The following is a 12,878-nucleotide window of genomic DNA, read 5'->3' on the forward strand; positions in this document are numbered from 1 at the left end:
ATGTGAAGGCCCCGCCGCCGGGCCGTCGTCACGGTTCCTGCGTGGGAAGCCACGTGCCGTGCAGTCCGAGCGGCACCCGGACGGGAATCCGCACCCGGGCGACGGGGCCCGAGGCGGGGTCCTCGGCCGGAAGGACCAGGAACCAGCTCTCGCCGTTCGTGCGGTCGGTGGCGAAGGTCATCCAGTAGCCGTGGTCGTCCGCGGAGGCGTCCGCCCCCGGCTCGGGGGCGAAGACGGGTTCGCCCACGGAGAGGTCGCCCGCGTCCCAGATCTGGGCACCGCCCGTCTCGACGTCGTACCAGCGCACGGCGTCGTACTCGCCGGGCAGCAGGTCGGTGCGGCCGGTTCCGGTGGCCAGCGCGGCGCGGCGGTGGCGCCGGCCGATGCGGCGGTCGTCGATGCGCGGGAACTCCACCCGGGCGTCGTCCAGCGCCGTGCGGGACATGCGACCGGCCGCCGGATCGATCCGCGCCCGCACCAGGCGCGCCGTCGCGGGGCCGCTGTCGGGGCCGGTGTCGGGACCGACGGTGAGCCGGTTCCACTCGACGTAGTCGAGGATCACGGGTGCGTGAGCGTCCGGGCCGTCGTCGTAGGCGTTGACCGAGTGCCACATCCAGAAGGCGTCGTCGTCGGCACGCACCGGTGCGCCGCCGTCGCGCGGGACGAGCATCACCCGGGTGCCGCGCTCCGGCCGCCACGCGAGGAACGATCCGCCGGCCATGGCGGCGTCGAGATCGAAGAAGGCGGGGGCGAGGACGAGGACCACGTAGCGTGCCGTGAGTGCCATGTCGTGGATCATCAGGGGTTCGTCGATCCCTGGCACCGGCGTAGGACCTCGGGTCACCTTTCCGTCGGTACCGATCACGGACCAGGTCAGATACGGCGGCTCCAGCGCGTAGCAGAAGACCACCATCTCGCCGGTATCCGGGTCGATCTTGGGATGCGCGGTCATGCCGGCAGGCAGGGAGCCGTCGAAGTCCTCGCGGCCCAGGGTCGCGAGATCGGCGTCAAAACGGTACGGGCAGGCGGACTCGGCCAGCGCCAGCATGCGGCCGGCGTGACGGACCACGTTGATGTCCGGCAGGTCCTTGAAGGTGTCGGCCAGTTCCGGGCCCACCTCGTCGGCACCCGGCATGATCATCGACTCCAGGCCGCCCCAGAGCGCGCGCCCGGCCTTCTCCTCGGCGACCAGCGAGGGTGTGCGGACGAAGCGGTTGAGGTAGCGGGCCCGGCCGCCTGCGATCCGCACGGCGTGCAGCATGCCGTCCCCGTCGATCGGGTAGAGGTAGGAGCCGATCGGGGTGAAACGCGGATTCGGCCCGTTGCGGACGTACGTGCCGTCCAGCGCCGCGGGAAGTTCACCCACGACCTCCAGGTCCCCGATGTCCACCTCGTCGCTGACGGGCGCGAACACTCCCAGCAGATGCGGTACACGGGTGGGATCGAAGCCGGTGGCGTTCACGGCGGCCTCCAGGCGAACGTCGAGCACGGTACGGCGCCCGCTCCGCGCACCGGCGCGGGGCGCCGCTCCCGTCCCAGTGAAGCGCGCGGTGCGCCGAACCGCCAGGCGTCCGGCCGCGGGCCTGGGGAGGTGGTGCGAGCCGCCCGTCCATCAGCTTAAGTCAAGCCAAAAGAAAAGGCGTTGAAGTTCTTGACCGCTGTATCACCGGCGGGCATGGTTCCGTAGGGCGCTCCCCTGGTTCCGCTTTCGGCCGGTCTCCTGGGGATGAGTTCGTGTGCGCAGTCGGCGCGGTCGTGGCGACCGGTCCGGCCGCGGCCGTGACGTCAGCGGGCCGTGGGCGGACGCCGACCGTGCGGGCGTCGAAGCGAGCGCGAGCGCGCGTTCGTTCGCCTATTTGACGCGTTCCCGACAGGAGCCATCGCGGCGGTCGGGGCGCACGCACCCGCATTGCCCGGCGACACCAAGGAGACGCTGTGATCGGCAGACCCCCTGCCCCGTCCACTCATAGATCTTTCCGAACGACGGTCCTGGCGTGTGTGACGATGCTCGTCGCCGCGCTCGCCCTGACCGTCACGCAGTCCCCGGCCCGCGCCGCCGGAACCCTCCTCTCGCAGGGGAAGGCGGTCACGGCCTCCTCCACCGAGAACGCCGGCACCCCGGCCTCCGCCGCGGTCGACGGCAACACCGGTACACGCTGGTCCAGCGCGGCCGCCGACCCGCAGTGGCTCCAGGTCGACCTCGGTACCGGGTCGACGATCAGCTCCGTCACCCTGAACTGGGAGACGGCGTACGCCACGGCGTACCAGATCCAGACCTCCACCGACGGCGCCACGTGGAAGAGCGTCTACACCACCACCTCGGGCCGGGGCGGCACCGAGAACCTCACCGTCAGCGGTTCGGGGCGGTACGTCCGCCTCACCACCACCGCGCGGGCCACCCAGTACGGAGTCTCCCTCTGGGAGTTCCAGGTGTACGGCAGCGCCGGCACCGGCACCGGCTGCTCCACGACCAATGCCGCCCAAGGCAGGCCCGCCACCGCGTCCTCCACCGAGAACGCCGGCACCCCGGCCTCCGCCGCGGTCGACGGCAACACCGGTACGCGCTGGTCCAGTGCGGCCGCCGACCCGCAGTGGCTCCAGGTCGACCTCGGCTCCGCGCAGAGCATCTGCGGCGTCCAGCTGAGCTGGGAGTCCGCGTACGCGAAGGCCTACCAGATCCAGGTCTCCAACGACGGCTCCTCCTGGACCAACGCCTACAGCACGAGCACCGGCGCGGGTGCCACCGAACTGATCTCACTGACCGGCACCGGCCGGTACGTCCGGGTGTACGGCACCGCCCGCGCCACTCAGTACGGCTACTCGCTCTGGGAGTTCCAGGTCTTCACCGGAGGGACGACGACCCCTCCGACCGATGGCGCCACACTGCTGTCGTACAAGAAGCCGGCCACCGCCTCGACGTACCAGAACGCCAACAGCTGCCTCGACTGCACCCCCGCGAAGGCGTTCGACGAGGACCCGGCCACCCGCTGGGCCACCAGCGACACCAACGGCTGGGTGGACCCCGGCTGGATCGCCGTCGACCTCGGCGCGAGCGCGCACATCACCAAGGTCGTCCTCCAGTGGGACCCGGCCTACGCCACCGCCTACCAGATCCAGACCTCGTCCGACGGCGTCAACTGGACCAGCATCTACTCGACCACCAGCGGCAAGGGCTTCAAGGAGACCCTGAACGTCGACGGCACGGGACGCTGGGTGCGGATGTACGGCACCGCGCGCAGCAGCACGTACGGCTACTCGCTGTGGACCTTCGACGTGTACGGCACGGGCGGCAACCCCACCGCTCCGCCGGCGCTCCCGGCCGATCCGGGCAACCCCGGACACCTGGTGTGGAGCGACGAGTTCAACGGCCCGGCGGGCTCCAAGCCGGACAGCACCAAGTGGAGCCAGGACCCGGGCAACGGTCAGAACGGTGAGCTGGAGTACTACACCAACGGCGACAACACCTCGATGGACGGCAACGGCAACCTCGTCATCGAGGCGCGCAAGGAGGCCAACGGACAGTACACCTCCGGCCGGATCAACACCTCGGACCACTACAACTTCACCTACGGCCATGTCGAGGCGCGCATCAAGGTCTCGGGCACGCAGGGCCTGTGGCCGGCCTTCTGGCTGCTGGGCTCGAACTTCAAGACCGGCACGCCGTGGCCCAACTGCGGTGAGATCGACATCATGGAACACGTCGGCAAGGTCGCGGACTCCGTCTACTCCACGCTGCACGCCCCCGCGTACAACGGCGGCAACGGCTACGGTTCCCCCTACACGGTCGCGGGCAGTGACTTCGCCTCCGCCTTCCACACCTACGCCCTGGACTGGAACTCCAGCCGCATGACGTTCTCCGTCGACGGCAAGAGCTTCTTCACCGCCGACCGCTCGACGGTGGAGCAGACTCGGGGACCGTGGGTGTACGACCACCCGTTCTACATCATCCTGAACAACGCGGTGGGCGGCGACTGGCCCGGGGCTCCGGACGCCACGACCGTGCTGCCGCAGAAGATGCTCATCGACTACGTGCGCGTGTCGCAGTAGTCGCCCGCACCCGAGGAGGCACGCTCCGGCTGCCGGGTGCCCGTCCGTGGAGGAGCCGCGACTCCTCCACGGACGGCCCGGCAGGCCCGGCGAAGCGGCGCTCCGCCACGAGGCCGGGGCGCCTTCCGAACCGGCAGACCGCTGACGCCGACACCGGCTCGGGTCGGCCCGGTGAGGTGATCAGGTCGTCGCACGCCTGCTCGCGAAGGCGCCCCAAGGCGAACATGCCGGGAAGCGGCCGCGGTACTCGTGACGGCGGAGACCGACCGGAGGAGGGACACGGTGCCGCAGACCGATGACGAACTGCTCGCCTTCGACACCGGCGACCTGGAGGACTGGGACGAACGGCGCGCGCGAGCCGCTCTGGGCGGACGGCACGGTGCCCTGTACCGCAACCACCTGCTCATCGCCCTGCACCTCGACTCCTGGGCGGAGGCGGAAGGCCGCCGGACCGATGTCGACGCGCACTACAGAGCCGGATACAGACAGGCCCTGGAGGACATGGCCGCGTTCCTCAGGCAGACCTACTACCTCCCCCGCGGCCCTGACTGACCTCAGGGGGACGTGCCGCCGCCCTGCGAGTCGGCGCTTCAGCGGTGTCCGCCCGCCGGAAGGCCCAGTGGACGCCGGTGACGGCGGGCCACTGGCTGCGGGGCACCGTGTCGAGGGTCAGCGGGATGTGCGAGCCGGTGCGGTACACGCCCTCGATGGCCGCCAGTTCGACCGGCTGGTAGTCGGCGAGGAAGCGGGCGGCCCAGTCGCCCGCCACGATCTGGAAGGGAGCGACCACCGCGCCCACGGTGAACGGGATGACGAAGCCCGCCTTGTGGTAGGCGTCGCGTCGGCCCCGCAGCAGGGCGACGGCGTACACGGAGGCGGTCAGGAACGAGGCCACCATGAACGCCGCGAGGATCATGTGCACCGTCTGCGGCGGGCTCGCCGGATTCAGCATCGCCGCCCAGGGGTCCACGTGCACGACCTTGCCGTCCCGCAGGGTGAAGCCGCGGGGCTGGTTCATCCAGGCGTTCGCGCAGGCGACGAAGAAGGCCGAAGCGGTGCCCGCGATCACGATCGGGATGCCCATGAGGAGATGCCTGCGGGGCGACAACCGGTCCCAGGCGTACAGATAGATGCCGAGGAAGATCGCCTCGATGAAGAAGGCGATGCCCTCCAGGGCGAAGGGCAACCCGATGACCTGCCCGAAGCGTCCCATCAGGCCCGGCCGCAGCAGTCCCGTCTCGAAGCTGAGGATCGTGCCGGACACCGCGCCCACCGCGAACAGCACACCCATGGCCCGCGCCCGGCGCCGCGCCAGCAGCTGCAACGCCGGTTCGTTCCTGCGGATGCCCAGCCACTCCGTGAGAAGGGTCAGCGCCGGCAGACCCAAGGACGACCGGCTCCCGGCGCTCATGCCACGTCGCCTGCCGGATCGGCCGGGCACAAGGCACCGCAGGGCCGGCACAGTGTCCCAAGCCACGGGGCGGACATGACGCGACGAGGCCGCCGTGGTTCACCACCACCGCCTCGCTGCGCACCGGTGCTTGCGCTGAGTGGCCGTGGGTGTCAGCCCGGGCTCTCCTCGGCCTCCGCCCGTCCCTCCAGAGTGTCGTCGGTGGTCCCGCCGGACGTGTCGGGCCGGGGCCGCCCCTCCTCCTCCGGGTGGACGTCCCGCTCACCCGTCTCCTGCTCCAGGGGCGACGTGGGCTCGCGCTCTGCTTCTCCGGGACTGCTCATGGCTGCCTCCTTCGGGGGTCGTCGCGGAGGTACCGGTTTCCCACCCGGCCGAGGGGTGAAACAAGCCCCGGAGAGGCCACGGACGACCACTCGCCTTCATACTGGTCGCCCTTTGAACCCGCCATCGAAAAGAGTGCCCGATGCGCAGCGTGACGTATTCGATGAACGTCTCACTCGACGGCTACATCGTCGGGCCGGACGGCGGCTTCGACTGGACGGTGCCCGACGAGGAACTCTTTCGCTTCGCCACCGACGAGCTGCGAGGGGCCGGCGTCCACCTGCTGGGACGACGGCTGTACGAGACGATGCTGTACTGGGAGAGCGCCGATCAGGATCCGTCGCTCGGCTTCTCGACGGGCGAGTTCGCCGCGATGTGGCAGGGCCTGCCCAAGGTGGTCTTCTCCGCCACGCTGCCGGCGGTGCGGGGCAACGCCCGCCTGGCCTCCGGCGGCCTGGCGGAGGAGATCGAGAGGTGGCGAGCCGAGCCCGGCGAGGGTGACATCGCGATCGGCGGAGCGACCCTCGCCGCCGAGGCGGCCGCGCTGGGCTTGATCGACGAGTACCGGGCGAGGGTCCACCCCGTGCTGGTCGGTGGCGGCGTCCCGTTCTTCCCCCAGCACGAGCGCCGGGTGGACCTCGCACTCGTCGAGACCCGCACCTTCAGCTCCAGAGTCGTCTACCTCCGCTACCGGGTGGCGCGCTAGGCGCCACCCGGGCGGTCACCTCCACCCGCTGACATGTGCCGCCGGGCTGCGGCGCTCACCGCACGGCGACGTAGTCCCCGCTGGACGACTTCGCCCCGGAGGTGGAGTTCCCGTAGTACGTCCACCGCCACGTCCCCGGCCCGCCGGCCTTCACCGTGGTTTTGAGCGCTCCCGTACTGCTCGACGTCGCCTTCTTGACCGTCGTGTACGAGGAGGCACCCGCCGCCTTGAACTGCAGGCTGACCGTGCGGCCCGCATAGCCCTGGTACGTGTGGGTGTCCCAGTTCGCCCGGGTGACCCGCCCGGTCACGGTGAGGGTCTTCCCTGCCGTCACCGGCTCGGGAGAGGCGTTGACCGTGACGCGTGTGGCACGCTTGAGCTGCACCGTCAGATCCACGTCGTCACTGTCGTGGGCATCACCGGCGAGAAAGACCCGACCCGCGGTCTTCCAGGCACCGGCGTCCTCGTTACCGAAGTCGAGGTTTCGCGGGTCGATGTACAGCCACTCCGTGAAGTCGCAGATGCCCTTCGGCTTGTCCACGACCTTGCAGTCGCTGGTCTCGACGGCACTGTGCACCGTGTCCCCCGTGTCCAGCTTTCCCCGGTAGGGGAACACCGCCGGCCCGGAGTCGTACTTCAGCGTGGTCGTCATCCGGAAGACCCCGCGCACCGCGACCTCCTCCTTGACCCCGATCACGATCGGCTTCCCGCCGTTGACCGCCACCCGGGTGAAGGACACCCCGCCCTCCGCGGCCCCGGCCGGCACGGCCGCCACCGCGGTGAACACGACCGCGGCTCCACCGGCCACCACCGCGCTCCACATCGTCTTCTCCACCTACGAGTCCGTCCTTTCCCTTGCAGCCCGGACCGAGCGCGTGGGCGCACCGGCCAGAGGGTCATCCTCAGCGGCTGACTGTGTGACAGGGGAGGGCCGCAAGCGGTTGTCCTCGGTGCGGCAACGATTTGATCACCAGGCCGCCAGAAGGGCCGGGTACGCGGTCAACGGCGGGGAACGTCAGGGTGAAGTCCCGTACAACCAACCGCGCGCCTGGTGAGTCGTACCGGCTGGCGTGAGGACGCGTACGCCGGTGGCGCCCGCACGGTCGCGAGGGGCGCAGGGCTCGGCGACGCGTTCCCGCACCGCACCGATCATCCACTGCCCGACCCGCTACCCCACGCGCCGTCTTCTCCACCTAGATCAGGACAACCATGGCTTCTCGCTCCCTTCCCCAGCGCCGCGTCCGGCTCGTCATCGCCACCGGAGTCGCCCTGGTCAGCGGCGCCGTGCTGGCCCCGGTCGGCCACGCCGCCACCCCGGCCACGACGACCACCGCCACGACCGCCACCACGCCCAGCCCCAAGCGCCTGCACGACGACTTCAACGGCGACGGCTATCCCGACCTGGCGATCGGCGCGCCGGGCACCACGGTGAACGGCCAGGCCGAGGCGGGGGCCGTCAGCGTGCTGTACGGCTCCTCCAGCGGGCTGTCGACCTTGCGCAAGCAGGTGCTGACCTGGGCGAGCCGCTCGTCGGCGCAGCCGCAGACGCGCTATGGCAGTGACCTGCAGAGCGGTGACCTCGACCGGGACGGCTACGCCGACCTGCTGTCGCTCGTCGACATGTCACCGATCAGCGGTTACGAAGGACGGTTCCTCGCCGTGAGCTGGGGCGGCCCCAAGGGGCTGTCCGCCACGCCGGTCCTGCTGAGGAACGTGCCGGCGAACTCCCGCGGCGCGTTCGTGGTCGCCGACGTCGACGGGGACAAGAACCCGGACGTGGCGGTGTCGGGCGACGGGTACGGCGACGAGAACACGCCGGGCGACGGCTCGGTGCTGCACGGACCGTTCCAGCGGGACGGCGCCGGCGTGGGGGTGACCCGCTTCACCTTCGTCCCCGCCTGGGAGTCCTACGCCCTCGCGATCGCCGCCGGTGACGTGACCGGCGACGGCATCGCCGACCTGGCGGTCAGCGCCAGGCAGCAGGACGGGGAGGTAGGCACCGGCGGGGTCGCCCTGCTGGTGGGCGGTCCCACCGGGTTCACGAACAAGGGCCTCCTCAAGGACGCGAACGGCCGGCTCATCCGGGGTGACGACGTCGCGATCGGCGACCTCGACAAGGACGGTCACGCCGACATCGTCGTCGGTCATTCCGTCGACGGCACCGACTACGACCTCGACCTCCCGGTCAAGGGCGGTGCGATCGCCGTCGTCCACGGCGGCCCGAACGGCGTGTCCACCACCCGCAAGCCGGTGTGGATCAACCAGGACACCGCGGGCGTGCCGGGTGTGGGGGAGGGGCGGGACGGGATGGGCTCGGGCCTGTCCATCGCCGACACCGACGGCGACGGTTACCCGGACGTGGTGACCGGCCTGCCCGGCGAGGACTTCGACGGCCTCACCGATGCCGGCACCGTGCTCGTGCTGCGCGGCAGCGCGAAGGGTCTGACCACCGCCGGCATCAAGTCGTTCAGCCAGAACACCGCCGGGGTGCCCGGCACCGCCGAGAAGCTGGACCGTTTCGGCAGTGAGACCGCCCTCGTCGACGCCGACGGGGACAAGAGGAACGGCCTGGTCGTAGGGGACTCGGCGGAGAACGCGAACGCCGGTTCCGCGTGGGTCTTCTCGGCCACCTCCGGCGGCATCACCGCGAGCGGTTCCCGCTCGTTCGGCCCGTCCACCATGGGCCTGCCCGCGACCGGGGCCCTGTTCGGCGCCTCGGTGGCCGACTGACGCCGACCGCGTCCCAGGACGACGCGCCGACCGGGCTGCTCGGGGAGGGGAGCAGCCCGGTCAGGGGTGGGACGAGGTCAGGGCGTGCCGACGCCGTTCGCGTACGACCTCATGTTGAAGACGCCGAAGCCGTTCTGGACGGGGTCACCGGCGCCGTTGACGCAGTGCAGGATGCCGCCTCCGCCCGCGCCGTTGAGGCAGACCGTCATCAGTGAGGTGAGGACGACGCCGGGGGTGTCGGGAACCTCGTAGGCGCGGTCGGTGTAGATGTCCGCGTTGAGGTTGAAGAAGCAGTAGCTTCCCAGGCCCCAGGCGTGGTGGTCGCTCACCTGGTCGCCGACCTTGTAGGCGGCGTAGCCGTTGGTGCTGCCGTGCCGCCAGGCGGACTGCGTGGGGACGTCGTAGGGATGCTCGTTCTGGAAGAAGTACGTACGGCCGTGGTTGCCGTTCCAGAGCACCTCGTACTTCTGGTGGTGCTCCACGAACAGGCCGTACGCGGTGACCCGGTCGCCGTTGACGAGGAAGCCGGTGCCGGCCGGGTTGACGGACCAGCCGACCGAGCCGTCCAGGCCGTGGTCGGCCCGCCAGGCCCACACGTGGTCGACGATCACGTCGTTGCTGTCGATCTGGACGCTGACGTCGGTGCCGCCGGGCACCGCGCCGCCGATGCGCGGGAAGATGTCGAACAGGGCGGTGGGCCGGGCGGCATGGCTGCGCCGGCTGTGGCCGTCGCCGACACGCAGCAGGACGGGGGAGTGGGCCGAGGCGGCCTCCAGGATCACGCCGGCCACCGAGACGTCGTCGACGTCGGCGACCTCGATCAGCGCGTTGCCCCGGACCGCCTGGAGGGTGGCCAGGCCCAGGCCCAGGACGACGGTGCCGGGGCGGGACACCCGCAGCGGGGCGGACAGCGGGTAGATGCCCGGGGTCAGCAGCAGGTGCTTGCCGAGGGCGAGCGCCAGGTTGATGCTGGCGGCCGACTCGCCCGGGTGCGCGACGTGGAACCGCGACAGCGGGATGCTGTGGCCTGCGGCCCGCCCGTTCGCCCAGGACGTGCCGGTGCTGTCGCGGCGCAGCGCGGGGACGAAGACGCTGTACGCGCCGTGGCGGTCCACGGTCAGGAACGGCTTCTCGCGCACCACCGGAGTGCGGTCCACGGTGGTGTACGGCGGCTTCGGGAAGGACGTCGCGGGCGCGCCCTCGACGCCGACGAAGACCATGTTCCAGTTGGCGCCGGTCCAGCTGCCGATGGTGTCGTTGCGGGACAGCCACTGCTGCTGCGAACCGGAGTTGATGTCGCCGTCCACCACGCTGTCGGCCAGGAACCCGCCGCTGGACCAGCCGTTGCCGGGCGGGCTCGGCATCAGGTTCATGTTGCCCTTGACGTGGACGCGCCGCATCGGTGCGGCCTGGGCGACGGCCCAGCGCTCGAGCCCGTCCGGCGGCACGATGGTGAGGTTCTCGGCGGACCGCCAGAAGTCCTGTGTGCCGTTGCCGTCGAACCACTGGGCGTCGACGGTGACATGCCCGTTGATCACGACGTCCTCGGGGCTGTCGCCGAGCCCGAGCACGTGCGTGTAGAAGCCGACGTTGACGTCGACGTTGTAGGTGCCCGGCTCGAACGCCAGGGCGTACCGCTCGGTGCCGAACTGGTTGGACTCCTGGATCGCGAAGACGGCGTCCAGTTGCTTCTGGATCGCGGCATCGCCCATCGAGGGGTTGAAGAGCAGGACGTTCGGCCCCAGGCCGGCCGTCCGGTGGCCGCCCGGGTGCCCCGCGGGTGCGGGCGACGACGCGGAGGCGGTTCCTGCGGAGAGGCCGCCGGCCAGCGGCACCGCGGCGGCGACGGCCGCCGCTCCACGGAGCATGGCACGGCGAGTGGGAATCACGGACACGGCTCTCCCTGATCATGGTGGGCAAAGGGGATCGCGGCTGGTCCTCAACCGACTGAGAGCGCTCTCAGGGACGAAGTGAATCACCGCCGCAGAGCAGCGTCAACAAGCGTGCGCGGCTCAATACGGTCGTTCCCGGGCTGAGTTGCGCCTCTCGGAGGCGGGACTTGAACCTCACACCCGTGTCAGGTTCTAGCGTGACGGCAGACGCACGATCGAGCCGTCCACGGAGGAAGCACCATGAGTGACCTGACCGGCAAAGTGGCGCTGGTGACCGGTGGCAGCCGCGGTATCGGTGCGGCGGTGGCGAAGCGGCTGGCCGAGGCGGGAGCGGCGGTCGCGCTGACCTACGTGCAGGCGGAGGACCGGGCTCGTGCGGTCGCCGGGCTGATCGAGGCCAATGGCGGCTCGGCCACGGTCGTGCGGGCCGACCTGACGCGGCCGGACGACGCGGCCGAGGCCGTGGAGCAGACGGTGCGGGAGCTGGGCGGCATCGACATCCTGGTGAACAACGCGGGCTTCCTCGCCTACGGCCCGCTGGACGAGGTGACCACCGAGGACCTGGACCGGGTGCTTGCCGTGGACGTCCGGTCGGCGTTCCTGGCCGCCCAGGCCGCCGCCCGTCACATGGGCGACGGAGGGCGGATCATCAGCATCGGCTCGTGCTTCAACGGGCGCGTTCCAGCGGGGAACTTCGTGCTCCAGGCGATGGCCAAGACCGCGCTGGTCGGCCTGACGAGGGGACTCGCCAGAGAGCTGGGGCCACGCGGGATCACCGCCACCGTCGTGGACCCGGGGCCGATCGACACCGACATGAACCCGGCCGACGGTGACTCCGCCGAGTGGCAGGCCTCCCTCACCGCCCTGGGCCGCTACGGCGAGGCCGAGGACGTCGCCGCGGCCGTGGCCTACCTGGCGGGGCCGGCCGGCCGGTACATCACCGGAACCGCCATCGCCGTGGACGGCGGTTACACCGCCTGAGGAAGTCCGTCCGCCACGCCGGTCCGGCTCCTTCGGGAACGGCCTTCCGGACCGCGAGCGGCGCTCCTCGCAGGCCCGCGGTGACCTGGGTCAGCCGAAGAGGGCAACGAGTCCGTTCACCCAGATCGCGAGGATCACGCAGGCCACCACTGTGCAGCCGGCGCCCGCCAGCACGCCGCTGACCGTCCACGGCGCGGAAGGTGTCCCGTGTCCCCTTCGCAGGCCTTCCTGGTAGGAGGCGGGATCGTTCCAGTCGACGGCATGTCCCGAGGCCTCGGCGCAGGCGGTCCGCACCGCGATCAGTTGCCCCTTCGCGAACGTGGTGGCGGCCTCCGCCTCGGGGCCGTGCCAGGCGAGGGCCTTCATCCGCCACCCAGGAGACGCGTACCGTGCTTCGAAGGCGGCGGTCTCCCCGGCGTTCCGGTCCTCTTCGAGGTACATCCAGCGTCCAGCCTCGGCGGCGTCGCCGTAGAGCCGGTACACCTCGGCCAGACGACGGCGGAGCGTCAGGTCGTGCGGGAACGACGCGATGAGACCGCGCAGGCGCTGGCGCGCGACGGGAATCCGGCCGGCGGCCAGGTCTGCGTCGATTCGGGCGAGGGTCTCGTTCAGGGGCATGCACCTCATGATCCAGCACGGCACCGAAGTACGTCGACCTGGCAGGTGTCGGTGCCGGGCCCGGTGTTGAGCAGGGTCAGAACGCCGGCTGCCGAGCCGTGGTGCCGATCCCGGCGAGCGGTTGGCAGACGGAATACGGCACGAGTAGGGCGGCATGGCCCGGAGGGAGTTT

At 70.9% G+C, this 12,878-nt stretch carries 10 protein-coding genes and 1 pseudogene; 5 read left to right on the forward strand and 6 right to left on the reverse strand.

Going from position 1 to position 12,878, the window contains the following annotated elements; all coding sequences use genetic code 11:
- Window positions 1-28 precede the first annotated feature (28 nt).
- Entirely contained in the window at window positions 29-1,489 is a 1,461-nt protein-coding gene (locus tag ACZ6CZ_RS29750; RefSeq protein ID WP_469027331.1) for a carotenoid oxygenase family protein, read from the reverse strand.
- 515 nt (window positions 1,490-2,004) lie between these two features.
- On the opposite strand from ACZ6CZ_RS29750, the gene ACZ6CZ_RS29755 reads away from it, so the two are divergent.
- Window positions 2,005-4,047 (forward strand): discoidin domain-containing protein, encoded by a 2,043-nt coding sequence (locus ACZ6CZ_RS29755; protein WP_469027513.1) that lies wholly within the window; start codon window positions 2,005-2,007, stop codon window positions 4,045-4,047.
- A gap of 282 nt (window positions 4,048-4,329) precedes the next feature.
- Window positions 4,330-4,599, forward strand: coding sequence for a hypothetical protein (locus tag ACZ6CZ_RS29760; protein WP_469027333.1), 270 nt, complete (start codon window positions 4,330-4,332; stop codon window positions 4,597-4,599).
- 58 nt (window positions 4,600-4,657) lie between these two features.
- Here the strand turns inward: ACZ6CZ_RS29760 and ACZ6CZ_RS29765 are convergent.
- Window positions 4,658-5,434: pseudogene (locus tag ACZ6CZ_RS29765) on the reverse strand (cytochrome ubiquinol oxidase subunit I); the annotation flags it as partial.
- A 176-nt stretch (window positions 5,435-5,610) separates the two neighbouring features.
- On the reverse strand, window positions 5,611-5,781 hold the full coding sequence (locus ACZ6CZ_RS29770) for a hypothetical protein (protein WP_469027335.1): 171 nt from the start codon (window positions 5,779-5,781) through the stop codon (window positions 5,611-5,613).
- A gap of 140 nt (window positions 5,782-5,921) precedes the next feature.
- Between ACZ6CZ_RS29770 and ACZ6CZ_RS29775 the strand changes: the two genes are divergently transcribed.
- Entirely contained in the window at window positions 5,922-6,485 is a 564-nt protein-coding gene (locus tag ACZ6CZ_RS29775; protein ID WP_469027338.1) for a dihydrofolate reductase family protein, read from the forward strand.
- A 55-nt stretch (window positions 6,486-6,540) separates the two neighbouring features.
- Here ACZ6CZ_RS29775 and ACZ6CZ_RS29780 read toward each other — a convergent pair whose 3' ends face one another.
- A complete protein-coding gene (locus ACZ6CZ_RS29780) occupies window positions 6,541-7,308 on the reverse strand; it encodes a hypothetical protein (protein ID WP_469027515.1) in 768 nt (255 codons plus the stop codon).
- A gap of 386 nt (window positions 7,309-7,694) precedes the next feature.
- Here ACZ6CZ_RS29780 and ACZ6CZ_RS29785 point away from each other — a divergent pair, with 386 nt between their 5' ends.
- Window positions 7,695-9,215, forward strand: a complete 1,521-nt coding sequence (locus ACZ6CZ_RS29785; protein ID WP_469027340.1) for an FG-GAP-like repeat-containing protein — start codon at window positions 7,695-7,697, stop codon at window positions 9,213-9,215.
- 77 nt (window positions 9,216-9,292) lie between these two features.
- Here the strand turns inward: ACZ6CZ_RS29785 and ACZ6CZ_RS29790 are convergent, their stop codons facing one another.
- Window positions 9,293-11,083 carry an adenylyl cyclase gene (locus ACZ6CZ_RS29790; protein ID WP_469027342.1) on the reverse strand — a complete coding sequence of 597 codons (1,791 nt, stop codon included), beginning with the start codon at window positions 11,081-11,083 and terminating at the stop codon, window positions 9,293-9,295.
- Window positions 11,084-11,347: 264 nt separating this feature from the next.
- On the opposite strand from ACZ6CZ_RS29790, the gene ACZ6CZ_RS29795 reads away from it, so the two are divergent.
- Window positions 11,348-12,088 carry an SDR family NAD(P)-dependent oxidoreductase gene (locus ACZ6CZ_RS29795; protein ID WP_469027345.1) on the forward strand — a complete coding sequence of 247 codons (741 nt, stop codon included), beginning with the start codon at window positions 11,348-11,350 and terminating at the stop codon, window positions 12,086-12,088.
- Window positions 12,089-12,178: 90 nt separating this feature from the next.
- On the opposite strand, the gene ACZ6CZ_RS29800 is transcribed toward ACZ6CZ_RS29795, so the two are convergent.
- Window positions 12,179-12,706 carry a DUF6584 family protein gene (locus ACZ6CZ_RS29800; RefSeq protein WP_469027346.1) on the reverse strand — a complete coding sequence of 176 codons (528 nt, stop codon included), beginning with the start codon at window positions 12,704-12,706 and terminating at the stop codon, window positions 12,179-12,181.
- Between the last annotated feature and the right edge of the window lie 172 nt (window positions 12,707-12,878).

It is taken from the genome of Streptomyces sp. NPDC041135 (assembly GCF_055592085.1).